General features: G+C 71.7%; 30 protein-coding genes, 1 tRNA gene and 1 pseudogene. 12 read left to right on the top strand and 20 right to left on the bottom strand.

Annotation, left to right across the window (positions count from 1 at the left end):
• Positions 1-518, bottom strand: a pseudogene (locus tag JNL41_RS04370) (molybdopterin molybdenumtransferase MoeA); the annotation flags it as partial.
• Positions 519-590: 72 nt separating this feature from the next.
• Between JNL41_RS04370 and JNL41_RS04365 the strand changes: the two are divergent.
• Positions 591-1,364 carry a CatB-related O-acetyltransferase gene (locus JNL41_RS04365; protein ID WP_293473052.1) on the top strand — a complete coding sequence of 258 codons (774 nt, stop codon included), beginning with the start codon at positions 591-593 and terminating at the stop codon, positions 1,362-1,364.
• Between the two features lie 4 nt (positions 1,365-1,368).
• Here JNL41_RS04365 and moaC read toward each other — a convergent pair whose 3' ends face one another.
• From moaC to moaA, 7 genes are all read right to left on the bottom strand, one after another.
• Entirely contained in the window at positions 1,369-1,839 is a 471-nt protein-coding gene (gene moaC / locus JNL41_RS04360; RefSeq protein WP_293473051.1) for a cyclic pyranopterin monophosphate synthase MoaC, read from the bottom strand.
• 6 nt (positions 1,840-1,845) lie between these two features.
• Positions 1,846-2,397 (bottom strand): molybdenum cofactor biosynthesis protein B, encoded by a 552-nt coding sequence (gene moaB / locus JNL41_RS04355; RefSeq protein ID WP_293473050.1) that lies wholly within the window; start codon positions 2,395-2,397, stop codon positions 1,846-1,848.
• A gap of 45 nt (positions 2,398-2,442) precedes the next feature.
• The gene (glmS, locus tag JNL41_RS04350) at positions 2,443-4,263 is read right to left on the bottom strand and encodes a glutamine--fructose-6-phosphate transaminase (isomerizing) (protein WP_293473049.1); all 1,821 of its coding nucleotides are present in this window, start codon (positions 4,261-4,263) and stop codon (positions 2,443-2,445) included.
• Positions 4,264-4,275: 12 nt separating this feature from the next.
• Positions 4,276-4,608: a hypothetical protein gene (locus JNL41_RS04345; RefSeq protein WP_293473048.1), complete on the bottom strand. Its 333-nt coding sequence runs from the start codon at positions 4,606-4,608 to the stop codon at positions 4,276-4,278.
• A gap of 190 nt (positions 4,609-4,798) precedes the next feature.
• Positions 4,799-5,239: a molybdenum cofactor biosynthesis protein MoaE gene (locus JNL41_RS04340; RefSeq protein ID WP_293473047.1), complete on the bottom strand. Its 441-nt coding sequence runs from the start codon at positions 5,237-5,239 to the stop codon at positions 4,799-4,801.
• Positions 5,236-5,475, bottom strand: a complete 240-nt coding sequence (locus JNL41_RS04335; RefSeq protein ID WP_293473046.1) for a MoaD/ThiS family protein — start codon at positions 5,473-5,475, stop codon at positions 5,236-5,238. Before JNL41_RS04335 ends, JNL41_RS04340 begins: the two co-directional genes overlap by 4 nt.
• A gap of 3 nt (positions 5,476-5,478) precedes the next feature.
• Positions 5,479-6,531, bottom strand: coding sequence for a GTP 3',8-cyclase MoaA (gene moaA / locus JNL41_RS04330; RefSeq protein ID WP_293473045.1), 1,053 nt, complete (start codon positions 6,529-6,531; stop codon positions 5,479-5,481).
• A 29-nt stretch (positions 6,532-6,560) separates the two neighbouring features.
• Between moaA and JNL41_RS04325 the strand changes: the two genes are divergently transcribed.
• Positions 6,561-7,145, top strand: coding sequence for an NTP transferase domain-containing protein (locus JNL41_RS04325; protein ID WP_293473044.1), 585 nt, complete (start codon positions 6,561-6,563; stop codon positions 7,143-7,145).
• On the opposite strand, the gene JNL41_RS04320 is transcribed toward JNL41_RS04325, so the two are convergent.
• Complete coding sequence (locus JNL41_RS04320) at positions 7,142-7,315, bottom strand: hypothetical protein (protein WP_293473043.1); 174 nt, start codon at positions 7,313-7,315, stop codon at positions 7,142-7,144. The two genes, JNL41_RS04325 and JNL41_RS04320, sit on opposite strands and share 4 nt — an antisense overlap.
• A 173-nt stretch (positions 7,316-7,488) precedes the next feature.
• Here JNL41_RS04320 and JNL41_RS04315 point away from each other — a divergent pair, with 173 nt between their 5' ends.
• Entirely contained in the window at positions 7,489-7,950 is a 462-nt protein-coding gene (locus JNL41_RS04315; protein WP_293473042.1) for a hypothetical protein, read from the top strand.
• A gap of 63 nt (positions 7,951-8,013) precedes the next feature.
• Here JNL41_RS04315 and JNL41_RS04310 read toward each other — a convergent pair whose 3' ends face one another.
• Positions 8,014-9,198 carry an aminotransferase gene (locus JNL41_RS04310; RefSeq protein WP_293473041.1) on the bottom strand — a complete coding sequence of 395 codons (1,185 nt, stop codon included), beginning with the start codon at positions 9,196-9,198 and terminating at the stop codon, positions 8,014-8,016.
• A gap of 29 nt (positions 9,199-9,227) precedes the next feature.
• On the opposite strand from JNL41_RS04310, the gene JNL41_RS04305 reads away from it, so the two are divergent.
• Together JNL41_RS04305 and JNL41_RS04300 are read left to right on the top strand one after the other, a co-directional pair.
• Positions 9,228-9,725 carry a GNAT family N-acetyltransferase gene (locus JNL41_RS04305; RefSeq protein WP_293473040.1) on the top strand — a complete coding sequence of 166 codons (498 nt, stop codon included), beginning with the start codon at positions 9,228-9,230 and terminating at the stop codon, positions 9,723-9,725.
• Between the two features lie 27 nt (positions 9,726-9,752).
• Positions 9,753-10,208: a hypothetical protein gene (locus JNL41_RS04300; RefSeq protein ID WP_293473039.1), complete on the top strand. Its 456-nt coding sequence runs from the start codon at positions 9,753-9,755 to the stop codon at positions 10,206-10,208.
• A 39-nt stretch (positions 10,209-10,247) separates the two neighbouring features.
• Here JNL41_RS04300 and JNL41_RS04295 read toward each other — a convergent pair whose 3' ends face one another.
• Together JNL41_RS04295 and JNL41_RS04290 are read right to left on the bottom strand one after the other, a co-directional pair.
• On the bottom strand, positions 10,248-10,910 hold the full coding sequence (locus tag JNL41_RS04295) for a hemolysin III family protein (protein ID WP_293473038.1): 663 nt from the start codon (positions 10,908-10,910) through the stop codon (positions 10,248-10,250).
• Between the two features lie 69 nt (positions 10,911-10,979).
• Positions 10,980-11,603 (bottom strand): glutathione S-transferase family protein, encoded by a 624-nt coding sequence (locus tag JNL41_RS04290; protein WP_293473037.1) that lies wholly within the window; start codon positions 11,601-11,603, stop codon positions 10,980-10,982.
• A 100-nt stretch (positions 11,604-11,703) separates the two neighbouring features.
• Here JNL41_RS04290 and JNL41_RS04285 point away from each other — a divergent pair, with 100 nt between their 5' ends.
• Positions 11,704-13,011, top strand: coding sequence for an MFS transporter (locus tag JNL41_RS04285; RefSeq protein WP_293473036.1), 1,308 nt, complete (start codon positions 11,704-11,706; stop codon positions 13,009-13,011).
• Positions 13,011-13,712, top strand: a complete 702-nt coding sequence (locus JNL41_RS04280; protein WP_293473035.1) for a hypothetical protein — start codon at positions 13,011-13,013, stop codon at positions 13,710-13,712. Before JNL41_RS04285 ends, JNL41_RS04280 begins: the two co-directional genes overlap by 1 nt.
• A gap of 3 nt (positions 13,713-13,715) precedes the next feature.
• Here the strand turns inward: JNL41_RS04280 and typA are convergent, their stop codons facing one another.
• Both typA and JNL41_RS04270 read right to left on the bottom strand, forming a co-directional pair.
• On the bottom strand, positions 13,716-15,545 hold the full coding sequence (gene typA / locus JNL41_RS04275) for a translational GTPase TypA (RefSeq protein WP_293473034.1): 1,830 nt from the start codon (positions 15,543-15,545) through the stop codon (positions 13,716-13,718).
• 378 nt (positions 15,546-15,923) lie between these two features.
• Positions 15,924-16,625 carry a response regulator transcription factor gene (locus tag JNL41_RS04270; RefSeq protein ID WP_293473033.1) on the bottom strand — a complete coding sequence of 234 codons (702 nt, stop codon included), beginning with the start codon at positions 16,623-16,625 and terminating at the stop codon, positions 15,924-15,926.
• 118 nt (positions 16,626-16,743) lie between these two features.
• On the opposite strand from JNL41_RS04270, the gene JNL41_RS04265 reads away from it, so the two are divergent.
• The gene (locus tag JNL41_RS04265; RefSeq protein WP_293473032.1) at positions 16,744-18,924 is read left to right on the top strand and encodes an ATP-binding protein; all 2,181 of its coding nucleotides are present in this window, start codon (positions 16,744-16,746) and stop codon (positions 18,922-18,924) included.
• A 5-nt stretch (positions 18,925-18,929) separates the two neighbouring features.
• Here the strand turns inward: JNL41_RS04265 and JNL41_RS04260 are convergent, their stop codons facing one another.
• Entirely contained in the window at positions 18,930-19,847 is a 918-nt protein-coding gene (locus JNL41_RS04260; protein ID WP_293473053.1) for an N-formylglutamate amidohydrolase, read from the bottom strand.
• A gap of 105 nt (positions 19,848-19,952) precedes the next feature.
• On the opposite strand from JNL41_RS04260, the gene cpdR reads away from it, so the two are divergent.
• Both cpdR and JNL41_RS04250 read left to right on the top strand, forming a co-directional pair.
• Positions 19,953-20,309 (top strand): cell cycle two-component system response regulator CpdR, encoded by a 357-nt coding sequence (cpdR, locus tag JNL41_RS04255; protein WP_293473031.1) that lies wholly within the window; start codon positions 19,953-19,955, stop codon positions 20,307-20,309.
• Positions 20,310-20,376: 67 nt separating this feature from the next.
• Positions 20,377-20,451, top strand: a tRNA-Val gene (locus JNL41_RS04250).
• Positions 20,452-20,497: 46 nt separating this feature from the next.
• Here JNL41_RS04250 and JNL41_RS04245 read toward each other — a convergent pair.
• From JNL41_RS04245 to JNL41_RS04230, 4 genes are all read right to left on the bottom strand, one after another.
• Positions 20,498-20,875, bottom strand: coding sequence for a DUF3597 family protein (locus JNL41_RS04245; RefSeq protein ID WP_293473030.1), 378 nt, complete (start codon positions 20,873-20,875; stop codon positions 20,498-20,500).
• A gap of 70 nt (positions 20,876-20,945) precedes the next feature.
• Complete coding sequence (locus JNL41_RS04240) at positions 20,946-21,749, bottom strand: PEPxxWA-CTERM sorting domain-containing protein (RefSeq protein ID WP_293473029.1); 804 nt, start codon at positions 21,747-21,749, stop codon at positions 20,946-20,948.
• A 137-nt stretch (positions 21,750-21,886) separates the two neighbouring features.
• On the bottom strand, positions 21,887-22,585 hold the full coding sequence (locus JNL41_RS04235; protein WP_293473028.1) for a DUF1345 domain-containing protein: 699 nt from the start codon (positions 22,583-22,585) through the stop codon (positions 21,887-21,889).
• The gene (locus JNL41_RS04230) at positions 22,582-22,959 is read right to left on the bottom strand and encodes an ATP-binding protein (RefSeq protein ID WP_293473027.1); all 378 of its coding nucleotides are present in this window, start codon (positions 22,957-22,959) and stop codon (positions 22,582-22,584) included. Before JNL41_RS04230 ends, JNL41_RS04235 begins: the two co-directional genes overlap by 4 nt.
• Before the next feature lie 70 nt (positions 22,960-23,029).
• Here JNL41_RS04230 and JNL41_RS04225 point away from each other — a divergent pair, with 70 nt between their 5' ends.
• On the top strand, positions 23,030-23,470 hold the full coding sequence (locus tag JNL41_RS04225) for a FecR family protein (RefSeq protein WP_293473026.1): 441 nt from the start codon (positions 23,030-23,032) through the stop codon (positions 23,468-23,470).
• The gene (locus JNL41_RS04220) at positions 23,467-24,054 is read left to right on the top strand and encodes an OmpA family protein (RefSeq protein WP_293473025.1); all 588 of its coding nucleotides are present in this window, start codon (positions 23,467-23,469) and stop codon (positions 24,052-24,054) included. Before JNL41_RS04225 ends, JNL41_RS04220 begins: the two co-directional genes overlap by 4 nt.
• Here JNL41_RS04220 and JNL41_RS04215 read toward each other — a convergent pair.
• Positions 24,051-25,122 (bottom strand): PP2C family protein-serine/threonine phosphatase (locus JNL41_RS04215; protein ID WP_293473024.1); only part of this gene is annotated, 1,072 nt, incomplete at its 5' end. The two genes, JNL41_RS04220 and JNL41_RS04215, sit on opposite strands and share 4 nt — an antisense overlap.

Genomic DNA, 25,122 nt, shown 5'->3' with positions numbered 1-25,122 from the left:
GCCACGCGCGGCCGGCGCGCCACCGAGAGCTCGGCGCGGCCGGCGGCGGCGGCCAGCGACAGCCGCCACGGGTCGATCCGCGCGCCCTTCGCCAGCAGCGCCTCGCCGGCCCTGAAGTCGCCGCCGGCGGGGCGAACGTGGTGGCCCGCGGCGACCGCCGGCACGGTCACCGTCTCGCCGTCGCGGGTCGCGTTCTCCTGGATCACGACGGCGTCGCAGCCGGCGGGCATCGGGGCGCCGGTGAAGATGCGCACCGCCTCGCCCGCGCCGACCGCGCCGTCGTAGGCGTGGCCCGCGGCGCTCTCTCCCAGGACCCGCAGGCCGCCCGGCGCGTCGGCGGCCCGCACAGCCCAGCCGTCCATGGCCGAGGCGTGGAACGGCGGCTGGTCGCGCGCGGCGGTCACGTCCTCGGCCAGCACCCGGCCGACGGAGTCCGCGATCGCCACCGTCTCGGCGGGCAGGGCGGAGACGCAGGCCAGCATCCGGGCGCGGGCGTCGTCGACGGCAAGCAGCTTCATGCGCCCATCAACCCCAAGCCCGGAACCGGTTCAACACCTTGAGCGCGGCGCGACGCCCGCTAGGTTGCCGCGATGAACGTGGCGACCATCACCGACGACCTGCTGGCGCTGCTGGACGCCAAGCGCGTCTTTCACGCCGTGCGCGAGGGCCGCCGCTGGCGGCGGGGCGAACGGTTGCTGCTTCTGCCGACCTGCCAGCTCGAGCCCTACGTCACGATCACCGCCGGCCACGCGTTGCCGCGGGCGATGGGCGCGTTCAGCTACACGCACTCGGAGCTCCGGCCCTACGTCGCCGTCGGGCGGTACGGCTCGATCGGGTCGCGGGTATCGTGGCTGGCCGGCCGGCATCCGGACGCGTGGGCGACCACCTCGCCCGTCGCCTACGACGCCCAGCCGCCGCGCGGCGTCGCCGCCTACTTCGCGGACGTCGGTGTCGCGTCCCAAGTTCGCGACTTCGACGCCGAGAGCGGGCTGGTCCGCATCGGCCACGACGTCTGGATCGGCGACGAGGCGATGATCGCCCGCGGCGTCACCATCGGCGACGGGGCGGTGATCGGGGCCCGCGCCCTGGTGCTGAAGGACGTGCCGCCCTATGCGGTCGTGATGGGCCAGCCGGCCGAGGTGAGGCGGCTGCGGTTCCCCGAAGCGCTGGTCGAGCGGTTCAGGGCCGCCCATTGGTGGCGCTATCGGCCGGAGTTCATACAGTCGTTGCCGGTGGACGATCCGGAGCGGTTCCTCGACGCTCTGGACGCGGCGATGAGCAGCCACGCCCCGCCCGAGATCATGCAGCCCCGGATCCTGACCGGGGCCGAAGTCCTGTCCGCCGCCGAAGCCCCCGCGCGATAGAGCCTCAGGACGCCGCCCAGTCGCCGCTCTTGCCGCCGGTCTTGGAGACCAGGCGGACAGCCTCGAGGACCATGCCCTTCTCGGCCGCCTTCAGCATGTCGTAGAGCGTGAGCAGCGTCACCGCGCAGGCGGTCAGCGCCTCCATCTCGACCCCGGTCTGACCGGTGGTTCTCACCCGCGCCATGACCGAGAGGCCTCCGTCGCCCGGCTCGACCCGCACCTCGGCCTTCGCGATGGGCAGCGGATGGCACATGGGGATCAGGTCGGAGGTCTTCTTGGCCGCCATCACGCCGGCGATCTCGGCCACGGCGCGCACGTCGCCCTTCGCGCCCTCGCCGGCCAGCGCCAGCGCGAGCGTCGCGGGGCTCATGCGCAGGAAGCCCTCGGCCACCGCCTCGCGGGCGGTGACGGCCTTGCCGGAGACGTCGACCATGCGGGCGCGGCCGGTCTCGTCGATGTGGGTCAACTTGCTCAAGCGACGTCAGGCTTCCATCAGCCGGGGCATGAGTTCGACCATGTTGCAGGGGCCGTGGCGGCTGTCGAGCTGGGGAGAGATCACCTTGTCCCAGCCGTCCTTCACCGCGCCGTTGGAGCCGGGCAGGCAGAACACGAAGCAACCCTTCACCAGGCCGGCCAGCGCGCGGCTCTGCAGGGTCGAGAGGCCGACCGAGGCGTAGCTCACCATGTGGAAGACCACCGCGAAGCCGTCGAGCTCCTTGTCGAACAGCGGCCGCACGGCCTCGGGCGTCACGTCGCGGCCGGTGATGCCGGTGCCGCCGGTGGTGACGATGGCCTCCATGCCGTCGGCCACCCAGGCAAGGATCCGGGCGCGGATCTCCTCGACGTCGTCCTTCACGATGCTGCGGGCGGCCAGGTCGTGGCCGGCGTCCTTCACGCGGCCCGCCAGCAGCGCGCCGGACGTATCGCTCTCCTCGTCGCGGGTGTCCGAGATGGTCAGCACCGCGACCTTCACGGGCTTCAGCGGCTTGGCGGTGTCGATCTTGCCGCCGGGGGCGAGTGCAGGGGCGTTCATGGGGGACTCCTTCGTCGCCAATCTAGCGGCCCCGGGCGTCCGCGCCTATTCCACCGTCACCGACTTTGCCAGGTTGCGCGGCTGGTCGATGTCGCGTCCCAGGCGGCGCGCCACCTGGTAGGCCAGCAACTGCAGCGGCACGTTCATCAGGATCGGGGCGAGTTCGGGCTCGGAGCGCGGGACGGCGAACGCGGCCTCGACGCCCTCGGCCTTCACGCCGGGATGGGTGACGGCCAGCACCGGGCCCTGGCGCGTCCGCACCTCGGCGATGGTGGAGAGGTTCTTGGCCAGGAGGTCGTCGTCCGGCAGCACGACGACGGTGGGCGTCCCGGGCGCGATGAGGGCCAGCGGCCCGTGCTTCAGCTCCGAGGCGGCGTAGGCCTCGGCGTGGAGGTAGCTGATCTCCTTGAGCTTCAGCGCGCCCTCCATGGCGACGGCGTAGCTGGCGGCGCGGCCGATGAAGTAGGCGTGCTCGCTCTGCGCCAGCCGCGCGGTCAGCGGCGCGAGTTCGTCCTCGCGCGCCACGATCTCGGCGATCTGGTCGGGCAGCGCCGAGAGTCCCGCCAGCAGCCGCGCCCCATGGGCGGCCGAGAGGTCGCGCACCCGGCCGAGCTGTAGCGCCAGCAGAGCGAAGGCGACCGCGGTCGAGGTCCAGGTCTTGGTGGAGACCACAGCCACCTCGGGACCGGCGTGCAGGTAGACACCGCGGCCGCACTCGCGGGCGATCGTCGAGCCCACCGTGTTCACGACCCCCAGCACGCGCCCGCCCTTGCGCTTCACCTCCTGGATGGCGGCCAGGGTGTCGAAGGTCTCTCCGGACTGGCTGACGGCGATGTAGAGGGTGTCCTGCTCGATCACCGGGTTGCGGTAGCGGAACTCGGACGCCGGCTCGGCGTGGGCCGGGATGCGGGCCAGGCTCTCGATCAGGTGGGCGCCCAGGACGCCGGCGTAGCCCGCCGAGCCGCAGCCCAGGATCTTCACCCGGCGGATGTCGAGCATCTCGCGCGCGGCCAGTTCGATGCCGCCCAGGTGCGCGGTGGAGAAGCGCGCGTCCAGGCGGCCCATCAGCGTGCGGCGCACGGCGTCGGGCTGCTCGGCGATCTCCTTCCGCATGAAGTGGCTGAAGTCGCCCTTGTCGAAGCCGGCCGCCTCGCCCTCCAGCGCCTGGGTCGCCTTGGCGGTCTGCGCGCCCTCCAGCGTCAGCACCGAGAAGCCGTCGGCGCGCACCTCGGCGATTTCGCCGTCGTCCAGGTGGGCGACCGTCTTGGCATGGCCCATCAGCGCCGCGCCGTCCGAAGCCACGAACATCTCGCCGTCGCCGAGGCCGATCACGACGGGCCCGCCGTTGCGCGCCGCCACGATCGCCTCGGACCGCGCCGCGTCGATCACGACGAGGCCGTAGGCGCCCTTCACCTGCCGCAGCGCCGCGCGGACGGCCTCGACCAGGCTGTTCTCGGGCCGCCGGGCCACCAGGTGCGCCAGCACCTCGGTGTCGGTCTCGGAGCGGAAGACCACGCCCTCGGCCTGCAGCGCCGCCTTCAGCTCGGCGGCGTTCTCGATGATGCCGTTGTGGACGACGCCGATGCGGCCGGCCGCGTCGGTGTGCGGGTGGGCGTTGAGGTCGCTGGGCTCGCCGTGGGTGGCCCAGCGGGTGTGGGCGATGCCGGTCGTGCCGGGCAGGCCCGCCGCCGGCAGCGCCGCGTCGAGTTCGCGCACCTTGCCCCGGCGCTTGCAGACGCCGAGCGCCCCGTCCTGCGCGACCGCCACGCCGGCGGAATCGTAGCCGCGGTACTCGACGCGCCGCAGGCCTTCCATGAGCAGCGGCAGCGCCGGTCGCGCGCCGACGTATCCCACGATCCCGCACATCAGCGGACCTCCCTAGCCGTAGATGATCCGGCGGATCTGGCGGATCGACCAGGGCGGCGAAGGGAAGCGGCGCTGGACCAGTTCCTCGGCGATGCGCCGATAGATCTCGTCGTTGCGCCGCCCCAGCTTGAGCAGCGCGGCGTGCCGGCGCCGGACGAAGTCCTGCGGGCTTTCGGCCATGTATGAGAGCACGTCATCGACGATCCGCCTTGCCTGCGACGGATGCAGGCCGCTGGACCGGGCCACATAGGCCACGAGATCGTCCAGGTCGCCCGCATCCGACATCGGAGGTGGATTTGCGTCACGCATCGGATGCAGGAAAGCCCCGTGCCCGATTTCGGGCAAGCGCTAGATCCTCTCCCCGAGCGCGCAGCGCGAAGAGAGGGAGAGGGCAGGGAGAGGGCCGGCTCGTGAAGGCGTGATCCGCCATTGGCCTGGCGAGGGCCCGCTGATCCTCGACGTCCCAACGGAGTAGCCCAGCCGGCCCTCTCCCTACCCTCTCCCTCTCCCTCTCCGCTTCGCGGGGGGAGAGGCGTTACCACCGATCGCGGTCGGCGTGGTCCTGGGCGGTGGGCTCGATCCAGCGTTCGCCGTCCGGGCCGCGTTCCTTCTTCCAGAAGGGGGCGCGGGACTTCAGGTAGTCCATCAGGAAGTCGCAGGCCTCGAAGGCGGCACGGCGGTGGCCGGCGGCGGTGGCCACGAAGACGATCGGCTCGCCCGGCGCGATGCGGCCGACGCGGTGCAGGATGGCCAGGTCGTGCAGGCCGAAGCGCTCGCGGGCCTGGTCGGCGATCTTCCCGATCTCGGCTTCCGTGAAGCCGGGGTAGGCCTCGAGTTCGAGGACGGCGGTCGCGCCGGCCTCGGCGCGGGCGATGCCGGTGAAGGTGGCCACGGCGCCGGTCTCGGTGCGGCCCTGGCTGAACGCCGTGAGCAGCGCGCCGGGATCGAAGGGCGCTTCTGTGAGCCGGATGCTCATCCGCCGCTCATGGGCGGCAGGAAGGCGACCTCGCTGTCGGCGCCCAGCGCGACGTCGCCACGGACGACCGCCTGGTCCACCGCCACCTGCACGCCCTTGCCGCCCAGGGCCGCGCCCAGGGCGGCGTCCTCGGCGGCGAGGACGCTGCGCAGCACGGCGACGGACGCGGCGTCGATGCGACGCTCGCGCCAGCCGGCGAGGTCGCGCAGGGGTCCGAACAGCAGCACCCGGGCCATGCGTCAGCCGCCGGTCGTGGACATGTGCCGCGCGACGGCCGGTTGCGTGCGGGCGATCTCGAAGTCGTGGCCCTTCGGCTTCGCGTCCACGCCGCCACGGATGGCGGCGATCAGGTCGGCGTCGCTGCCGCCGGCGCGCAGCACGGCGCGCAGGTCGGTGGCGTCCTCCTGGCCGAGGCAGGTGTGCAGCGTGCCGGTGCAGGTCAGGCGCACGCGGTTGCACGTCTCGCAGAAATTGTGGCTGAGCGGCGTGATGAAGCCCAGCCGGCCGCCGGTCTCGGCGACGCGCACGTAGCGGGCCGGCCCGCCCGTGGAGAGCGGCAGGTCCTCCAGCGTCCAGAAGCTCTCCAGCTCCCTGCGGACGTCCTTCAGCGACAGGAACTCGTCGGTGCGGTCCACGTCGACCTCGCCCATCGGCATCGTCTCGATCAGCGTGAGGTCGCAGCCGCGGCCGTGCGCCCAGCGGACGAGGTCGGGAATCTCGCGCGCGTTGGAGTCGGCCAGCGCCACGGCGTTGATCTTCACGGACAGGCCCGCGTCCTGCGCCGCCGCGATGCCGGCCTGCACCTTGGCGAGGTTCCCCCCGCGGGTGAGCGTCCGGAACAGGTCGGGCCGCAGCGTGTCCATCGACACGTTCACGCGCCGCATGCCGGCCGCGGCCAGGTCCGGCGCGAACTCGGCCAGGCGCGTGCCGTTGGTGGTCATCGTCAGTTCGTCGAGATCGCCGCGCCTCAGATGCCGCGCGAGGCTGCGGACCAGGTCCATCATGCCCTTGCGGACCAGGGGCTCGCCGCCGGTGAGGCGCAGCTTGCGCGTCCCCAGGGCCACGAACGCCGAAGCGATGCGGTCCAGCTCCTCCAGGGTCAGCACCTGCGCCTTCGGCAGGAAGGTCATGTGCTCGGCCATGCAGTAGACGCAGCGCAGGTCGCAGCGGTCGGTGACCGACAGCCGCAGATAGCTAACCGTCCGGCCGAAGGCGTCGGTCAGGGGCCGCGCGCGCACGGCGCTGGACCCAGGAGGGCTGGGCGGGGCGGCAATGTCGTCGTAGGGCGTCATCCGAACGCCAGGATAGGGGGAAAGACCGCGTGACGACAGGCGCCGACTTTGCCGCGGTGGTGCTGGCCGCCGGCGCGGGTTCGCGGTTCGGCGGCGGGAAGCTGACGGCGGCCTACCGCGGCGCGCCGCTGATCCATGGCGCGCTGGCGGCGGCGCGGGCGTCGGGCGGGGCGATCACGGTCGTGACCGGCGCGGACGCCGAGGCGGTGGCCCGGGCGGCGCGGGCGTTCGACCCGGCCGTGCGGATCGTCCACGCGGCCGACCACGCCGAGGGCATGGGCGCCTCGCTGAAGGCCGGGCTCGCGGGCCTGCCGGCGGGCCTGGCGGGCGCCTTCGTGTTCCTGGGCGACATGCCGCGGGTCCCCCACGCGGTTCTCGCGCCGCTGGCCGCGGCGGTTCGCGCCGGGGCGCCGGCGGCGGCCGCGGCCTTCCGCGGCGCGCGGGGTCATCCGGTGGTGCTGTCGGCGGCGTTGCTGGACGGCGCGGAGGCGCTCGCGGGCGACGTGGGCGCGCGGCCGCTGATCCAGGGGCTGGGCGCGCGGCTGGCGCTGGTGGAAGCCCCCGACGACGGCGTGCTCTTCGATGTCGACGAACGCCCCGACCTGGCGGGCTAGACCTTGATGTCGACCCGGCCGGCGGGCGGGCTGGGCGCGATGCGCACCTGGTCGGCCATGTTGAGCTGGCGGGCCGTCGCGGCGAGCGTCTGCGCCACCTGCACCGAGGTAGGCAGGGTCAGGCTCGTCCAGAGCCCCTGACCGGAATTTCGTAGCTGCACGCTGACCATAGCGTCTGCCTCGACATTCTGCCGGCCATCCTACGTGACCAACCCTTAACCGCCGGTTAACTCTGATTCACTTTCTGGTTGCAGCGATCAACTGTCGCGGGTCCGCCGTCCGGGCCGAACCCCATCCCGGAACCCGGCTTGCTCCATCGGCCGCGCCGGGCAATGTTCCGCGAATGGCGTTCCGCTTCGCACCCCTTCTCGCCGGCCTCGCGCTCGCGCTCAGCGCCGGCGGCGCGCTGGCCCGCGACTTCATCGTGGTGACCTCCAGCGACCCGGCCTTCGCCCGCGGCCAGGGGTTCGACGCGGGCGCCAGGGTGGCCCTGGGCCCGGGGCACAAGCTCACCCTCATGCACGCCTCGGGCGACCTGGTCGCCGTCACCGGCGCGGCCGGCGGCGTGGTCCTTCCCCGGCGCACGGCCACGCAGGCCGAGGCCGACCGCCTGGCGGTGCTCAAGGTGATGGTCGTCCCCACCCCCAAGGCGTCGGGCGCCACGCGGACGAGGGGCATCTGCCCGAACCCGGAGAGCCTGACCACCCTCGACGCCATCGTGCAGGTCCAGGCGGCCGGCTGCCGCGCGTCGGCCGGCGAGGCGCTGGAGTCGTGGTTCGCCACCCACCCGCCGCAGGAGCCCTGAGGCGCCCGGCGGATCATTCGGCGCTCAGGTTGTTCGAGGTCGGGACGCCGGATTTTTTCGGCGTCACGCCGGCGACGTGGCAGGCCGGCGTCGCGTGAGGTCGCGCGCCCTGGCCAGCCGCGTCACCCCCTCGTCGAGCGTGGCGTCGGCCTTGGAGAAGCAGAGGCGCACGATCGAGGTCACCGGATCCTGCTCGTAGAAGGCCGAGACGGGGATCGCGGCGACCCCGGCCTCCTTCACCGCGGTCAGGCAGAAGTCGCGGTCGCCGGCCGCCACGCCCGATCCGGCCAGGTCGACGTTCAGGAAGTAGGTGCCCTCGCTCACCAGCACCGAGAAGCCCTCGCGGCGCAGGCCGTCGGCGAGGCGGTCGCGGGACGCCTGGAGGCGACGCGGCATGGTCTCGAACCAGTCGCCCGGGTTCTCCAGGCCCCAGGCGACGGCGGCCTGCAGGTTGGGCGCGGTCGTGAAGGTCATGAACTGGTGCGTGCGCATCAGGCTCCGGGCGAGGGCCGGGGCCGCGCAGAGGAAGCCCACCTTCCAGCCGGTGAGGCCGAACATCTTGCCGGCCGAACCGATCTTCACGGTGCGCTCGCGCATGCCGGGCCACGCGATCAGCGGCCGGTGACGCGCCTCGCCGAACACCACCTGTTCCCAGACCTCGTCGCACACGGCGACGGCGTCGTGCTTCACGCAGAACTCGGCCAGGAGCGCGAGGTCCTCGTCGGGCAGCACCACACCGGCCGGGTTGATGGGGTTGTTCAGCACCACGGCCCTGGTGCGCTCGGTGAACGCCGCCGCCAGCATCTCGCGGGTGAAGCGCCAGTGGGGCGGCGAGAGGCTGACGAGCTTCGGCACGCCCCCCGCGCGGCGGATCACGGGCAGGTAGCTGTCGTAGTAGGGCTGGAAGACGATCACCTCGTCGCCCGCGTTCAGCAGGCCCAGGAAGCTGACCGCCAGCGCCTCGGTGGCGCCCGAGGTGATCGTGATCTCGTCCGCCCAGTCGAAGTCCAGGCCCTGGGTGCGCGCGTAGTGCGCCGCCACCGCCTGGCGCAGCTCGGGCAGGCCGGCCATCGGCGGGTACTGGTTGTAGCCGTTCAGGACCAGGTCGGCGGCCTTGGCGCGCAGCCGCTCCGGGCCCGGATCGTCGGGGAAGCCCTGGCCGAGGTTGATCGCGCCCAGGGTGCGGGCGAGCCCCGACATCTCCTCGAAGATCGTCGTGGGCAGGGATGAGAAAATCGCATTGGCCATCGGCGCGATTTTGGCGGCAGACTTCATCCATGACCATCGCCATCGTCGAGTTCGAGCCCGCGCACGCCGAGGCCTTCCGCGTCCTGAACGAGGCCTGGATCTCCAGGCACTTCACGCTCGAGGCGAAGGACCGGGAGGTCCTGGGCGACCCTCAGGGCAAGATCGTCGACAAGGGCGGCCGCGTGTTCATGGCGCTTCAGGACGGCGTGGCGGTCGGCTGCGTGGCCCTGATGAGGATGGACGACGGCGGCTTCGAGCTCGCGAAGATGACCGTCTCGGAAAGCCTGCGCGGCGCGGGGCTCGGCCGCCTCCTCATGCAGCGCTGCATCGACGCCGGCGCCGAGATGGGCGCGACGCGCCTCTATCTCGAAACCAACTCCAGCCTCGGCCCGGCGCTCGGCCTCTACCGCGCCATGGGGTTCCGCGCCCTCGCGCCGGCGGACACGCCGTATGTCCGCGCCGACGTCTTCATGGAGAGGCCGTACCCGCCGACTCTTCATGTTGCGAATGACTCGCAACTGCAATAGCGTGGGCGGGCTCTTCGGGAGTCGGCCATGCTTCACCACACGCCCCGCGACGTTCTCACCCACGGTGAGCGCCTGCTCGTGCGCACGGTCAGGGTGATGGCGCTCAGGGGCGGCTGCGACGGGCTGAAGGGTTGCTTCGAGGAGGCCTGCGGGGCGGCGGGCGAGGAGGCCTACCGGACCCTGCAGGTCTTCATGCAGCAACTCGGCGCCTGCGGGCGGCGGCATCTGACGCTGTCCGTGGCCACCGATCCCGCCCTGACCACCGACGAGGCCGCCATCCTCGACGTCTTCGGCTGCGCCCAGGCCGACGACTACGCCAGCCTCGACGAGCGGCTGGCGTCGCTGGTGGGCGGGCCGCCGCCGACCGCCCTGGGCGCGGCCGCCTGCTGGGTCGCCCAGGCGTTCGGGCTGAACGGGTTGGCGCTGCGTCCCAGCCTGACGCCGGTCGCCGCGCCGGTGAGGTGGCTCCACGCCGCCGAGTAGCGCCGGCGACGGATCGCGCGGGGGCCTGTCGCCGGCGCCTCAGTGCTGCGCCGCCAGGACCACGCCCAGGAGGACGGCGACCCAGTGGGCGGCGGCGGCGGCCACCACATGGCCATGCCAGATGGCGCGGGAGAACTTCAGCTTCTTGTTCACGTAGAAGATCACGCCGGTGGAGTAGAGGACGCCGCCGGTGACCAGCAGCGCCAGGGCGTACCAGGCGAGGCTGTCGATCATCGGCTTCAGCGCCACCACGACGAGCCAGCCCAGGGCCAGGTAGACGCCGACCCAGAACTTCCGGTCGATGCCGGTGAGGAACAGCTTGCCCAGCGCGCCCAGGCCCGCGATCAGCCAGACGGCCGTCGTCATGCCGACGCCCCACGCGCCCGGCAGGTTGATCGTGAACGGCGTGTAGGACCCGGCGATCATCAGGAAGATGCCGGCATGGTCGAGCCTTCGCAGGGTCGGCCGGTACTTGTGGTGCGCGAAGTTGTAGGCGGTGGAGAAGGCCAGCATGGCCACCACGCCCAGGCCGTAGATCGAGACGCCGACGACCTGGCTGATCGAGCCGCCCATCACCGCGAGCGTCAGCAGGACGATGCCGCCGACCAGCGAGAGCGTCAGCCCCATGACGTGTACGACCAGGTCCGCGCACTTGGCGGCGGGCGTCGGGTAGTGGCGAGGCGGTTTGGCGGGCAGGTCCATGCGGCGCTCCATAGGCCCGTCACCGTGTCATGCGTGTGGCGCCCGCCGCTAGTGCTGGGGCGACACGGCTCAGCCGGCTTGCACCGCCGTCAGCACCGCCCGCGTCGCCGGCCGCGCCCCGACCCGGGCATGGTGGTCGGCGAGGCGCGGGAAGTCGGCCATGTCCAGCGTGTCGCGCGGCAGCCAGCCTGTCAGGACATAGAGATAGGGGTCGCAGACGCTGTAGGCCTCGCCCAGCGCCCAGGGGCCGCGGAAGAGCCGCTCGTCGATCAGGCGCATCGCCTCGCCGAACACCTCGGGCGCCTTCCTGCGCATGTCGGCGATGGCGGCGGGGTCGTCGGCCCAGCGGTAGCCGCGGTGGCGGTGCGCGGCGGCCGGATGCGCCCACGAGCAGAGGTAGCTCATCAGCGACTCGGCCTGCGCCATCGCAAACGCGTCGCCCTCGGGCATGAGGGCCGCGGCGGGATGGGTGCGGGCGATGTAGCCCATGATCGCCGGCGCCTCGGTGATGACGCCCCGGTCCGTCTCCAGCGCCGGCACGCGAGACTTGGGGTTCAGCGCCAGGTAGGCCTCCTGCCGCTGCTCGTTCTCGGCGAAGTTCAGGCGGCGGACCTCGTAGGCCGCGCCGGCCTCGGCCAGCGCGATCTCGCAGGCGAGGCCGATGGTTCCCGGTGCGGTGTGGAGCTTGAGCATTCGGCCTCCCGTCGACGCCGCGATCTCAGCACGCCGCGGCGGCGGATTGAACCCGGCGCGGAAAGCGGGTTCTCTCGCGCAAGTACAGGGGGGAGACGCTTTGACCGCAGAGGTCGCCGAGGTCCGACAGGACATCGCAACGGCGCGCGAGCGCAATCGCCTGCGCTCGATCCTGGCCGGCTCCGCGGGCAACCTGGTCGAGAGCTTCGACTGGTTCGTCTACGCCGCGTTCGGCCTCTACTTCTCGAAGGTGTTCTTCCCCGGCGGCGACCCCACCACCCAGCTCCTGAACACCGCCGCAGTCTTCGGCGTGGGCTTCTTCGCGCGCCCCTTCGGGGCCTGGGTGATGGGCCTCTACGGCGACCGGATCGGCCGCAAGGCCGCGATGGTCGTCTCGGTCAGCCTGATGTGCGCGGGCTCGCTGATCATCGCGCTCTGCCCCGGCCACGACCGCATCGGCGTGGCGGCCCCGGCGATCCTGGTGTTCGCCCGCATCCTGCAGGGCATGAGCATGGGCGGAGAGTACGGCGCCTCGGCCACCTACCTGTCGGAGATGGCGCAGCGGAAGACGCGCGGCTTCTGGTCGGGAATCTTCTACTCGACCCTGATTGCGGGCCAGCTCCTGGCGATGCTGGTGCTGCTAGTCCTCACGGCGTTCCTCTCGGCGGCCGAGATGCAGGCCTGGGGCTGGCGCGTGCCGTTCTTCATGGGCGGGGGGCTGGCGCTGGCGGTCTTCTGGCTGCGGCGCGGCATGGACGAGACGCCGTCGTTCGAGGCGCGGACCGGCCCGAAGGCGACCACCTTAGGCCTGATCCGGAGCCATCCGCGCGAGGCGCTGACGGTCATCGGGCTCACCGCGGGCGGGACGCTCGCCTACTATACCTACACAACGTACATACAGAAGTTCCTGGTCAACACGGCGGGCTTCGCCAAGGACCAGGCGAACCTGATCACCGCCGGCGGCCTGCTGGTCTTCATGCTCGTCAACCCGCTGATCGGAGCGATTTCGGACCGCGTCGGGCGCAGGGCCATCCTGCTGACGTTCGGCGTCCTCGGCGCGGCGATGACCTGGCCGCTGCTGTCGACGCTGGCGGCGACGGACAGCGTCTGGGCGGCCTTCGGCCTGACCACGCTGGCGCTGATCGTGGTGGCGCACTACTCGTCGGTGAATGCGGTGGTGAAGGCCGAGCTCTTCCCGACCGAGGTCCGCGCGCTGGGCGTGGCGCTTCCCTACTCGATCGCCAACGCGGCCTTCGGCGGCACGGCCGAGTACGTGGCGCTGGCGTTCAAGCAGGCCGGCCACGAGAGCTGGTTCTTCACCTACGTGACCGTCGTGATCGCCGCCTCGCTGCTGGTCTACCTCCTGATGCGCGACACGCGGCGCCACAGCCGGATCGCCGAGGACTGATGGCGGCGCTGCAGGACCAGCTCATCGACCAGGTGGCCGAGCGGGCCGCCGGCCGCGGCGTCCTGCTGGTCGGCATCGCCGGCGCCGTGGCGGTGGGCAAGAGCACCCTGGCGCGAACGATCGCCGACGGGCTGCAGGCGCGCGGCCTCGCGGCGCAGGCGGTCGCGACCGACGGGTTCCTGCGGCCCAACAAGGAGCTCGAAGCGGCCGGCCTGAACGCGAGGAAGGGCTTCCCGGAGACCTTCGACGTCGTCGCCTTCCACGGGTTCCTGGATCGCCTGGCCGCGGGCCGTCCGGCGCGGATGCCGGTCTACTCGCACGTCAGCTACGACATCGTGCCCGGCGAGACCCGCACCGTCGCCGCCAAGGGCGTCGTCATCGTCGAGGGCGTGAACGTGCTGCAGACCGCCCAGGCGCGCGAGCGCTTCGGCCTTCGGCTCTACGTCGACGCCGAGCCCGGGCACATCAAGGCCTGGTATCTGGCGCGCCTCGACGGGATCATCGCCAACGAGCCCGAGAGCCTGATCGCGCAGATCTCGGACGTGGCGTACCGCAAGACCCTGATCGAGGCCGCCTGGACCGGCATCAACCTCGTCAACCTCCGCGACCATATCGCGCCGACCATGGCGCACGCCGACGTGGTCGTGCGCAAGGCGGCCGATCACAGCCTCGTGGCGCTGGTGGCGCTGGTGGCGCGGTAGGGGTCAGTCCTCGCGGACGCGCTTCTTGCGGAAGGAGGGGTTGAGGACCTTCTTGCGCAGGCGGATCGACTTCGGGGTCACCTCGACCAGCTCGTCCTCCTCGATGTAGGCGATGGCCTGTTCGAGGGTGGGGCGGCGCGGCGGGGTGAGGCGCACGGCCTCGTCCTTGCCCGAGGCGCGCACGTTGGTGAGCTGCTTGGCCTTCATCGGGTTCACGTCGAGGTCGTCGGATCGCGAGTTCTCGCCGATGATCATGCCCTGGTAGGTCTTCTCGCCGGCGCCCACGAACATCACGCCGCGCTCCTCCAGGTTCCACAGCGCATAGGCCGCGGTCTCGCCGTCGGAGTTGGAGACGAGCACGCCCTTGCGGCCGGCGTCGATGGGCCCCTTGTAGGGCTCGTAGTGGCTGAACACGCGGTTCAGCACGCCCGAACCGCGGGTGTCGGTCAGGAATTCGCCCTGGTAGCCGATCAGCGAGCGCGAGGGGCTCATGAGCGAGATGCGGGTCTTGCCCGCCCCGGACGGGCCCATGTCCTTCAGCTCGGCCTTCCGCGCGCTGAGCTTCTCGATGACGATGCCGGTGAACTCCTCGTCGACGTCGATCATGACGTCCTCGACCGGCTCCATGCGCTCGCCGTTCTCGCCTTCCTGGTAGACCACGCGCGGGCGGCTGATGGAGACCTCGAAGCCCTCGCGGCGCATGCTCTCGATCAGCACGCCCAGTTGCAGTTCGCCGCGGCCGGCCACCTCGAAGGCGTCCTTCTCGGACGTTTCGGTGACGCGGATGGCGACGTTGGCCTCGGCCTCCTTCAGCAGGCGCGCGGCGATCACGCGGCTCTGCACCTTGTCGCCCTCCCGGCCCGCGAGCGGGCTGTCGTTGACGCTGACGGTCATCGAGATCGTCGGCGGGTCGATGGGCTGGGCCGGCAGGGCCTCGGAGACCTCCATGGCGCAGAGGGTGTCGGCGACCGTGGCCTTCGAGAGCCCCGCGATGGCGACGATGTCGCCGGCCTCGGCGTCGTCGATCGGCTGGCGCTTCAGGCCGCGGAAGGCCAGGACCTTGGTGATCCGGCCGCGCTCGATCTCCTTGCCGTCGCGCGACAGGGCCTTGATCGCCATGCCGGGCACGGCCTTGCCGCTTTCGATGCGGCCGGTCAGGAGGCGGCCGAGGAACGGGTCGTTCTCGATCAGCACCGAGAGGATCTGGAAGGGCTCGTCCTTGCGCTGCTCGGCCTTCGGCGGCGGGACGTGGTCGACGATCAGGTCGAACAGCGGCGCCAGGTTGTCGTTCGGCTGGGCGAGGTCCAGCGTGGCCCAGCCGGCCTTGCCCGAGGCGTAGATGTGCGGGAAGTCGAGCTGCTCGTCGCTCGCGCCCATGGCCGCGAAGAGGTCGAAGGCGTCGTTGTGGACCCGGTCGGGGTCGGCGTGCGGGCGGTCCACCTTGTTGAGGCAGAGGATGGGGCGCAGGCCCATCTTCAGCGCCTTCCCCAGCACGAACTTGGTCTGCGGCATGACGCCTTCCTCGGCGTCCACCAGCAGCACGCAGCCGTCCACCATGCCGAGGATGCGCTCCACCTCGCCGCCGAAGTCGGCGTGGCCGGGCGTGTCGATGATGTTGATGCGGGTCTCGCCCGCCTTCCCGTGCCACAGCACCGAGGTGCATTTGGCCAGGATGGTGATGCCGCGCTCGCGTTCCTGGTCGTTGGAGTCCATGGCCCGCTCGACCGTCGCCTCGTTGGCGCGGAAGACGCCCGACTGGGCGAGCAACTGGTCGACGAGGGTGGTCTTGCCGTGGTCGACGTGGGCGATGATGGCGATGTTGCGGAGCGACATGTCGGGAAGATGGGTTCTCTTGAGGGCGCGCGCTTGTACGGGAAGCCGCCGCGAACCGCTAGGGCGTTGTGCGACGCACCCAAGGCGTCGTGGTCCATGACGTAACGGGATATCCCGATTTTCCTGCGAAAACAGCGTTCCGCCAGCGGGGTGCGTCAAAAGATTTCAAGCGCGGCCCTTGCGCGATTGTGCGTCGCACCCTAGCTTAGCCATGCCCATTGGGCGTTTCCTCCCTATGAACTGGCCGCGCCCCGTGCGCGGCTATTTTTTTGCGCTGCGCCCCTCTGTGGGAGCTCGCGAAGCGAGAGGGGGCGCCTTCCCGACGCCCTGCCTGCAACCCCCTCCCACGCTTTGCGTGGATTTCCCCATCGGGGAGGATCAGGTCAGCCCGCGCTCCGCTGCGGCGAGCGCGGCCTCGGCGCGGCTGGTGATGTGGAGCTTCTGGTAGATCACCTTCACGTAGCCGGCGACGGTCTGCGGCTTCAGGCCGATGACGCGGGCGGCCTCGGGCGAGGAGAGGCCGCGGCCGATCAGGGAAAGCACCTCGGTCTCGCGGGCCGAGAGGCCGGCGTCGTCCGGCGCAGGCCTGGGCGCCCCGGGGCGCAGGCGTTCCAGCATCCGCCGGGCGATGGACGGCGAGAGCGGCGGTTCGCCCGCGTCGATACGCCGGAGCGTGTCGGCGACGGTGTCGGGATGCTCCTGCTTCAGGATGTAGCCCTGGGCGCCGGCGGCCAGGCTGTCGAACAGGTGGGTGTCGTCGTCGTAGATGGTGGCGACCACCGGCAGGGCGTCGGGATAGTCGCGGGCCACCTCGGCCACCAGCTCCACGCCCGAGCCGTCGGGGAGGCCCAGGTCGAGCAGGACCAGCTCGAGCGCGAAGGCCGGCGCCTCGGCGTGCCCGGCCAGGATGCGGCGGGCGTCGCGGAGCGAGCCTGCGCTCACGACGGCCATGCCGGGGAACGCCTCGGCGACCACGCCTTCCAGCCACGCCCGCGTGTCGGGGCGATCCTCGACGACCAGGCAGCCGCGCGCCGGGGAGGAGCCTTCCGGAGCGCCGTCGGGGGTGTCCTGGTGGACCATCTACGCTGCAATGCCCGCCTGAAAATCGGGCGGACGATAGTCTGCCGCGCTGGCGCAGGCCAATGTTTCCCCTAATGATCGTCCGGCGCGGCGGGTATGCGCGCGGGGGGATTTCGGGATGGCGCAGGGTGCGGCGGCGTCGGGCCGCCTGGCGCGTCGCGCGGGCGCGCGGGTGACGCCGATGGGGCTCCTGGCGCTGGCGCTGGTCATCGTCGTGGCCTGGATGGGCGGCGCGATCGGGACGGCCGTGACCCAGCCGTGGCTGGGGATCGACCTGCGCTTCGACGGGAAGGCCGGCGGCGCGGTGGCCGAGTCCACAGCCGGGCCGTCGCGGGCGATCCCCGCCGGGACCGTGATCGTCTCGGTGGCCGCCGCCGGCGACCGCCTGACGATCGAGCCCAAGGACCTGACCGGCCAGGTCGACGGCAGCTTCGGCCCCTTTGTCGAATACCAGCGCTTCATGGACCGCCAGGGCCGCTACGCCGACATGATGCGCCGGCCCGAACTCACTTTCACCGACAGGGCCGGCGGCAGCTACGTCGTCCGGCCGCAGGCGGAGGGGCGGCCGATCACCTCGCTCGGGACCGACTTCTGGATCGGGATCGTGGTGGGCACGTTCGGCTGGCTGATCGCCGCCGCGATCTTCGTCTTCCGGCCGGGGGAGACCAGCGCGCGCTACGTGCTGCTGTCCGGGATCGCGACCCTGCTCTTCGTGCCGATCGGACCGATCTACACCAGCCGCGAGCTGGGGCTGCCCGAGACGCTGTTCTACGCGATCAACGGGATGAACTTCCTGGGTGGCAGCCTCTACGCGGCGGCCACCTTCGCGCTGCTGCTCTACTACCCCTCGCGGCTGGCCCCGAGGTGGGTCGGCTGGGCCGTCGTGGGCGTGTTCCTGGTCTGGTACGTGGCTCAGGCGCTGGGGCTGTTCCCGGACCTCACCTTCGCGCGGCGGTCGCTGGCGCTGGCGGCGCTCTACGGCTCGTTCGGCCTGGGGGCGATCCACTGGTTCCGTACGCGGCGCGATCCGGTGGCGCGCGCGGCGCTGAGCTGGTTCCTGCTGTCCTGGGTCGTGATGGTGTCGGCCTTCGGGCTGATCGTCCTGGCGCCGCAGATGTTCGGCGTGGATACGGGCGCGGCCGAGCCCTACGCCTTCCTGCTGTTCCTGCTCACCTACGGCGGGCTGGCGGTCGGGATCATGCGCTACCGACTGTTCGAGCTGGGCGAATGGTGGGCGCGGATCATGGCCTGGACCATGGCCCTGGTCCTGCTGGCCGGGCTCGACATGCTGTTCCTGGCGGTGCTGCAGCTCTCGGCGGGGCTCTCGCTGTCGCTGGCGCTGCTCGTCTCGGGCCTCGTGTGGCTGCCGCTCCGGGGCTTCATCGCCGAGAAGATCCTGCACCGGCGCAAGGTGGACGACCGGGCGCTGTTCGAGGGCGTGGTGCAGATCGGCCTGACCGCGGGGGGCGGCGACCAGCTCGCGCAGTGGACCGAGGTGCTGAAGGCGCAGTTCGATCCGCTGAGGCTCGACATCGCCGCCGCGCCGGCCGATGCGCCGCGCCTCTCCGACGACGGCCTGGCGCTGGTGACGCCGCAGGTGGCGGGGCTGCCGTCGCTCAGGCTCGAGTACGCCCGCGGCGGGCGCGCGCTGTTCTCGCCCGGCGACATCGCCCAGGCCACGGCGCTCTGCGACATGCTGCGCTTCGTCGTGGAGAGCCGCGACGCCTACGAGCGCGGCGTGACCGTGGAGCGCAGGCGCATCGCCGGCGACATCCACGACAACCTGGGCGCCACGCTGCTCAGCGCGCTGCACAGCCGCGACGGCGAACGCAAGGACCGCTTCATCCGCGAGACGCTCGCGGACCTGCGCAGCATCGTCACCGAGCCCACCGGCGACGGCGCGGGCCTGATCGAGACCATGGCGCGCAGCCGCAAGGAGATGTCCGAGCGCCTGGCCGCCCGGGGGATTTCGCTCGAGTGGCCGCTGGAGGACGCGCCGGACGGCGGCGTCGACTCCAGGGTGGCCCAGTCGCTCCGCGCCATGCTGCGCGAGATCACCAACAACATCCTGAAACATGCTGAGGCCACGTCGGTCCGGGTGGCGCTCGGCGAGCGCGACGGCGCGCTGATCCTGACCGTGGAGGACGACGGCGTGGGGTTCGATGCGCAGGCGGTCACCTCGGGCGCGGGCCTGGGCGGGCTCGCCGAGCGCGCGGCGGGCCACGGCGGCGAGGTGGCCTGGTCGAAAGGCGCCGGCGGCCGCGGCGCGTGCGTCACCGTCCGCCTGCCGCGCGGCTGAGCGCCTCAGCCCGCGCGCAGCGCCGACCAGTCGGCCGTCGCGAGGGTCTCCGTCAGGGCCTCGATGTGCGCCTTCAGGGCGCCGAAGCCCGAGGTGGGCGAAAGCGTCGCTTCGTCCAGGTAGAGGCCGCGGTTGATCTCGATCTGCAGGGCGTGCGCGCGTCGGCCCGGGCGGCCGTAGTGCTCGGTGGTGTAGCCGCCGGCGTAGGGCGTGTTGCGGGCCACGCGGTAGCCCATGGCCTCCAGTTCCCGCTCCACCCGGCCCGGGAGCAGGCCGGCGCAGGCGGCGCCGAAGCGGTCGCCCAGCACCATGTCGCACGGCCGCTCGCGCCCCGAATGCCGCGCCGCGGCGGCCGGCATCGAGTGCCAGTCGACGAGGATCGCGAAGCCGTGCGCGGCCTGCGTCTCGGCGATCAGCCCGGCCAGGGCCTCATGGTAGGGCCTGTGCGCGCCCTCGATCCGGGCGTGGGCTTCGGCATAGGTCAGCTTGCGGCGGTAGATCTCCTGGCCTTCCGAGACCACGCGGGCGATCGCGCCGAGGCCGGCCGCCACCCGCGCCGTGCGACTGCGGGCGAACTCGGGGAGCTCGTCGGCGAACATGTTCGGGTCCAGTTCGAACGGTTCGCGGTTCAGGTCGATGTAGGCGCGGGCGAAGCGGGCGGCGATCACCGTGGCGCCATGCAGGGGCGCGTTGGCGATCAGGTCGTCGACGAAGGCGTCCTCCGAACGGCGGATCGACACGGCGTCCAGCGCCGCGGCGCTCATCATGTCCTCGGGGTAGCAGCGTCCCGAATGCGGCGAGGCGAACACCAGCGGCGTCGGCGGCGGCCGGCCTGCGGGCGCCGCGCGGAACAGCCCGAACGCCGGCCCGGCAAGGTGCGAGGCGGCCAGTTCCTTCTGCGCCTTGGGGTCGATGGCGTTCATCCGGCGCATAGAACGCCGCGCCGGGACATGGGTCAAAGCCCTTCGCCCGTCATGGCGCCTTTACGGGTTGGAAAGTAAGGTGAGCGATCAAGGACGCGTATGCCCATGTCCAGAATCCTGCTCGCCGAAGACGACGATTCCCTGCGGGGCTTCCTGGCCCGCGCGCTCGAACGCGCCGGCCACGAGGTGACCGCGTGCGCGGACGGCGAGGAGGCGGTGACCTTCCTCGACGAGCCGTGGGACCTGCTGCTGACCGACATCGTCATGCCGGGCCTCGACGGGATCGAGGTGGCGCGGCAGGCGGCGGCGAAGCATCCCGGCCTGCGCATCATGTTCATCACCGGGTTCGCGGCGGTGGCGCTGGCGGCCGGCGAGAAGGCCCCCGCGGGCTCGAAGGTGCTGTCCAAGCCCATCCACCTGCGCGAGATCGTCTCGGAAGTGGAGCGGATGATCGCCGCCTGAGGGTCGCATCCGGCCCCGCTTGCTAAGGGCGTGGCCGGTCTATATATCCCCGCCTTCCCGACGGTACGGACGTGTAGCTCAGCGGGAGAGCACCTCGTTGACATCGAGGGGGTCACAGGTTCAATCCCTGTCACGTCCACCATCGCTTCCAAGGGTTCCGGCGGTCGGCCGCTCCTGCCCCAAATTCGCTATTTGAAGAAATCCTGCGGCGCGATGGCGTCGTTGTTGGCGAGCCGCTGGATGAGGGCGGCGTGGAGCGCCGCGCCGGCGTCCGCCGCGGCCAGGTCCGAGATGTCCACGTTGAGGTCGTCCGCCAGCGCCGCGCGGTGCGTAGGCGTGTCCGCGTGATCCAGGAGCGTCAGAAGCTCCGCCAGCGACTCGCGCCATCCGCCGCCGCGCCCACGCCGCTTGGCCTTCGCATCAAGGATATAGGCGACGTCGGCCGGGGTCCCCATTCGCGTGCGCAGGGGAACTGGCAGCGGCTCCTTCGCTTCGTGAGGATGCAGCGGCGGTGGCCCGTCCGGGCCACCGTGCAGGGCGTCGTAGAGGGTCTGGAACAGGCGCATGCGTCTTGCCACGTTTCCCGCGGCAAGAACGGTGGCCCGGGCGCGCGGTTCCCTGCGCGCCGCGCTCGGCCTACGCCGCCGCCGTCCGCCGCCGCAGCATCGTGCCGGCTGCGCCGAAGCCCAGGATCATCAGGGCCCAGGCGCCGGGTTCGGGGACGCCGCCGCCGGGCGGCGGGGGCGGCGGGGGCTGCTGGTAGACCAGCGCCCCGCCGTCGGTGAGGGCGAAGGCCGGCTGGTAGGCGAGGTCGCCGGCGACGCCCGGGGCGGAGCTCAGTTGCCGCGACTGGCCCGCCGCGGCGGCTTCGTCGCTCAGATACCAGTGGAGGGAGCCGGCGGCGCCGGCGGCGTGGTTGGTGCGGATCCGATAGGTCTCGCCGTCCTCGAACCGGATCGGAGCGGCGATGAAGGTCGAGCCGCCCGAATTGCCGAACGCGACCTGCACCTCGAAGGGCCCGCCGGGAACCAGCCCGCTCTCGATCTGCATGAAACCCAGGCCGACCCAGGCGCCGCCTACGAGGTGCTCGATGTTGAAGCCCGAGCGGCGGTTGCCGTAGGGGCTGATCGCATACACCGGCACGATCATGTGACTGGCGGTGAAGGTCGAGTCCACGGTGAAGCTGGTGACGACCTGATCGCCGTAGAAGAACGAGCAGAAGACGTTGGCGCAGTAGGTGCTGTTCGAGGCCGAGGCCCCGAACGTCTGGCTGGCGTCGGGCGGGCGGCGGGTGAGCGGCAGGCCTACGCCGACGTTGGTCGCGGCCGTGTCGGACGGCTGGTAGTTGCCGAAGAAGATGGTCGCCGAGGCGGGCGCGGCGAGGCCTGTCGCCAGGACGCCTGCGAGGATGGGCGTGATCGCCGAGCGTAGCTTGAGCATTGGAGCCCCCAGTCACTGAACGGACCGAGAGATAGGCCGGGCGGCGGGCCTTGCGTCCCCCCGTTCGGGGGTGACGGTTGCGACGAACTTCGCCCTAAGTCATCGTGCTGGTTGAGTTTTTCGCCTGAGGCGCGACTTCAGAACAGGCCGGCGACCAGATTGATCGCCAGCGCCACGATCAGGGCGTTGAAGACGAAGGCCATCAGGCTGTGCCAGGTGGCGAGGTGGCGCAGGCGCTTGTGGGTGATGGCGATGTCGGCGGTCTGCGCGGCCACGCCGATCACGATCGAGAAGTGGATGAAGTCCCAGTAGTCCGGCGGCTCGTCGCCGGGAAACGCCAGGCCGCCGGCGTCCTTGCCTCGCTCGTCGGCGGCGTAGAATTCGTGCGCGTAGTGGATGGCCAGGACCACCTGCATGGTGAGCCAGGATAGAGCCACGGTGGCGACCGCGCCGGCCACATGCCATGCGCGGGTCTGGCCGTGCTGGTCCTTGGCCAGGCCCAGTTCGAGGCCCACGGCGCCCAGGCTGGCCAGCAGCGCGGCGACGATCAGGAGCAGGATCACCGCCTGGCCCTCGTCCTCGACGGCGGCGCGGGCGCGGATGCGTTCGGGCCCCTGGCCGAGCGCGAGGATGGCGACCAGTGTCAGGTAGACGAGGCAGAAGACGTCCCAGCCGGCGACGACGCTGGTGGCCGGCCGATGGCCGAGCAGGGTCGCGCCGGCGCCGACGGCGAGCCCCAGCGTGGCCGCGGCCGCCAGCTTCGGCCGCGTCGTGAACAGGCGCGGGCTGAGCCGCCAGCGCGCCGGGCGACGAGGATGTCCGGCCCGACCGCTCACCCGACGGGCATCTCCAGCACGAGCCGGTTGCGGCCCGAGCGGCGCGCGTAGTGGGTGATCCGGGTCCAGGCGCGGATCAGCTCGAGGCCGGCGCCGCCGCCGCGGTCGAGGTTGGGCCCCTCGAACACCGCCTCGCGCGGGTCGAAGAAGGTCCCGGCGTCGGTGACGACCAGCCGCACGCAGGCCGGCTCGCGGACCAGGCGGAGGGCGATGCGCGTGCCGGGGCGCGGCCGGCCGTGCTCGACCACGTTGACCACCCACTCCTCGACGACGATCGAGAGCCTGTCGGCGCAATCGGCGCCCACGCCGGCGCCGTCGCAGAACCGGCGCGCGACACCCAGCGCCCGGACCACGGCGCTGCGGTCGCCGGGCAACTGTGCGACGATGGCTTTCGGTCGGGCGCGCAGGTGGGTTATGACTGGGACCTCAAGTGGGGAGTGTCGCATGCGCGAAGCATGGCTCGCAGGATTGCTGATGGCCGCCGCCCTGTCGACGCCGGGTATGGCCTGGGCGGAGATCGGGCGGATCAAGACCGTGGTCGGATCGGCGTCGGTGGTGCGAGGCAAGGCGGTCACGCCGGCGGCGCCGGGCGTCCTTCTGCAGGTGTCGGATGTACTTCAGACGGGCAAGGACGGACGCATCGGCCTCACCTTCATCGACAACTCGCGCTTCTCGGTGGGCCCGAACAGCCGGGTCGCGCTGACCCAGTTCGAGTTCGACGACACGACGCACAAGGGCTCGTCCCTGACCACGATCGACCGCGGCTCGCTGGGGGTGGTTTCGGGCCAGATCGCCAAGGAGAACAAGGACGCGATGCGCGTGCGCACGCCCACCTCCCTGCTGGCGGCCCGCGGCACCAAGTTCGTGGTCGAGGTCAAGCAGTGAGGCTGGGGCTGACGGTCGTCGCGACCGCGGCGCTCGTCGCCGGCTGCGCCTCGCAGACGGTCGCGCTGCTGCCCAACGAAGGCGGCAAGGGCGCGGGCGCCGTGGCCGTGCTGGATCCCGAGACCGGCGCCGAGCGCGGCGAGATCGCCACGGCCGACACCGAGGCCAGCGTCGCGGGCAAGGGCGCGCTCAAGGCCAAGGCCGTGAACGCCAAGAAGCCGTGGTTCGGCGATCTGGCCGCCCGCGTGCCGTACCCGCCGCAGACCTATGTCCTCTACTTCTACGAGGGCACCAGCGACATCACCACCGAGTCCGAGCCGATCCTCGCGGCCCTGAAGGCGGCGGTGAACGCCAATTCCGAGGTGCAGATCACCGGCCATACCGACACGGTGGGCTCGGCCGACGCCAACGACCGGCTCTCGCTGAAGCGGGCCGAGGACATCCGCGCGCTGCTGGTGACGGACGGCCTGCCGGTCGGGAACAGCAAGGTGACCGGCCGCGGCGAGCGCGAGCTGATGGTCAAGACCCCCGACAACACCGACGAGCAGGCCAACCGCCGCGTCGAGATCGTGCTCCGCTACTAGACCGCGGAGGGCCTCAGGCGCACCGCCATCACGGTCAGGTCGTCGGTGGGCTCGCCGCCGGCCTCGAAGATGCGCACCTTCGAGACGATGCCGTCGACCATGCCGGTCAGCGTCGAGGCCGTGGCGCTCGCCGCGACGGCGGCCAGCATCTGGTCGCGGTCGAAGAGGCTGCCGTCGGGCGCCTGGGCTTCGGTGAGCCCGTCGGTGAAGAACACCAGCGTCTCGCCGGGCGCGAGCCGGTGGGTCTCGACCGGATACGGGAAGTCGTCGGCGACGCAGAGCGCCGGGCCGCCGTCCAGCCGCAGTTCGCGCACGCCGTGGTCCGCCCCCACGATCAGCGGATTCTCGTGCCCGGCGCTGACCAGGTCGAGGCGGCCGTCGTTCGGGTGCAGGACGCCGACCAGCAGCGAGACCGCCATGGCCTGGCGGTTGTCGCGGCTGAGTTCGCGGTTGATCTCCTCGATGGCGGTGTCGAGCGGGGTGGCCGGGCGCATCAGCAGGCTGCGCGACAGGGCCTTGGAGAGCGCCATGAAGAGGGAGGCCGGCACGCCCTTGCCGGTGACGTCGCCGACCAGGAAGCAGACGCGGCCGTCATCGAACGGAAAGGCGTCGTAGAGGTCGCCGCCGACGGTCTTGGCCGACTGCAGCGCCGCGTCGATCTCCACGGCCGGCGAGACGCGCGCGAGCTCGGCGCGCGGCATCAGCATCCCCGACTGGATCTCGCTGGCCGCGGCGAGCTCGCCCGAGATGCGCGCGGCCGACAGGCGCTCGTCCTCCAGTTGGCCGCGCAGGCGGGTCTGGACCCGGCGGCCCTCGACGAAGAGCAGCAGCACCATCACGGCCGAGGTCGCCGCGCCCGGGACCAGCATGGGCAGCGGGTCGAGGATCAGGTTCTGCTGGAAGGCGATCCAGCTCGCGGCGAAGGCGGCGACGATCTCAGCCGCGGCGATGGCGGAGATCGCCCCCATCGGCAGCCGCGGCACCGCCAGCCAGGCCAGCAGCACCAGCGCCAGGCCCACGCCCCACTCGGCCAGCGGCGCCCAGGCGGGCCGGTCGAGGGCGGCGCTG

The organism is Phenylobacterium sp., from assembly GCF_016793285.1.
Taxonomy (GTDB): domain Bacteria; phylum Pseudomonadota; class Alphaproteobacteria; order Caulobacterales; family Caulobacteraceae; genus Phenylobacterium.
Note: the sequence above shows the minus strand (reverse complement) of the source record. Positions and strands in the feature narration are given on the sequence as shown.

Coding starts and splice junctions, on each gene's coding strand:
- JNL41_RS04290 (WP_293473037.1), bottom strand. CDS start 11,603: ATGCTCAAGCTCCACACCGCACCGGGAACCATCGGCCTCGCCTGCGAG.
- cpdR (WP_293473031.1), top strand. CDS start 19,953: ATGTCCAGAATCCTGCTCGCCGAAGACGACGATTCCCTGCGGGGCTTC.
- JNL41_RS04340 (WP_293473047.1), bottom strand. CDS start 5,239: ATGAGCATCCGGCTCACAGAAGCGCCCTTCGATCCCGGCGCGCTGCTC.
- moaB (WP_293473050.1), bottom strand. CDS start 2,397: ATGAACGCCCCTGCACTCGCCCCCGGCGGCAAGATCGACACCGCCAAG.
- JNL41_RS04295 (WP_293473038.1), bottom strand. CDS start 10,910: ATGGACCTGCCCGCCAAACCGCCTCGCCACTACCCGACGCCCGCCGCC.
- JNL41_RS04270 (WP_293473033.1), bottom strand. CDS start 16,625: ATGGTCCACCAGGACACCCCCGACGGCGCTCCGGAAGGCTCCTCCCCG.
- JNL41_RS04280 (WP_293473035.1), top strand. CDS start 13,011: ATGGCGGCGCTGCAGGACCAGCTCATCGACCAGGTGGCCGAGCGGGCC.
- JNL41_RS04310 (WP_293473041.1), bottom strand. CDS start 9,198: ATGGCCAATGCGATTTTCTCATCCCTGCCCACGACGATCTTCGAGGAG.
- JNL41_RS04365 (WP_293473052.1), top strand. CDS start 591: ATGAACGTGGCGACCATCACCGACGACCTGCTGGCGCTGCTGGACGCC.
- JNL41_RS04300 (WP_293473039.1), top strand. CDS start 9,753: ATGCTTCACCACACGCCCCGCGACGTTCTCACCCACGGTGAGCGCCTG.
- JNL41_RS04315 (WP_293473042.1), top strand. CDS start 7,489: ATGGCGTTCCGCTTCGCACCCCTTCTCGCCGGCCTCGCGCTCGCGCTC.
- moaA (WP_293473045.1), bottom strand. CDS start 6,531: ATGACGCCCTACGACGACATTGCCGCCCCGCCCAGCCCTCCTGGGTCC.
- JNL41_RS04240 (WP_293473029.1), bottom strand. CDS start 21,749: ATGCTCAAGCTACGCTCGGCGATCACGCCCATCCTCGCAGGCGTCCTG.
- typA (WP_293473034.1), bottom strand. CDS start 15,545: ATGTCGCTCCGCAACATCGCCATCATCGCCCACGTCGACCACGGCAAG.
- JNL41_RS04245 (WP_293473030.1), bottom strand. CDS start 20,875: ATGCGCCTGTTCCAGACCCTCTACGACGCCCTGCACGGTGGCCCGGAC.
- JNL41_RS04320 (WP_293473043.1), bottom strand. CDS start 7,315: ATGGTCAGCGTGCAGCTACGAAATTCCGGTCAGGGGCTCTGGACGAGC.
- JNL41_RS04260 (WP_293473053.1), bottom strand. CDS start 19,847: ATGAACGCCATCGACCCCAAGGCGCAGAAGGAACTGGCCGCCTCGCAC.
- JNL41_RS04305 (WP_293473040.1), top strand. CDS start 9,228: ATGACCATCGCCATCGTCGAGTTCGAGCCCGCGCACGCCGAGGCCTTC.
- JNL41_RS04335 (WP_293473046.1), bottom strand. CDS start 5,475: ATGGCCCGGGTGCTGCTGTTCGGACCCCTGCGCGACCTCGCCGGCTGG.
- JNL41_RS04265 (WP_293473032.1), top strand. CDS start 16,744: ATGGCGCAGGGTGCGGCGGCGTCGGGCCGCCTGGCGCGTCGCGCGGGC.
- JNL41_RS04225 (WP_293473026.1), top strand. CDS start 23,030: ATGCGCGAAGCATGGCTCGCAGGATTGCTGATGGCCGCCGCCCTGTCG.
- glmS (WP_293473049.1), bottom strand. CDS start 4,263: ATGTGCGGGATCGTGGGATACGTCGGCGCGCGACCGGCGCTGCCGCTG.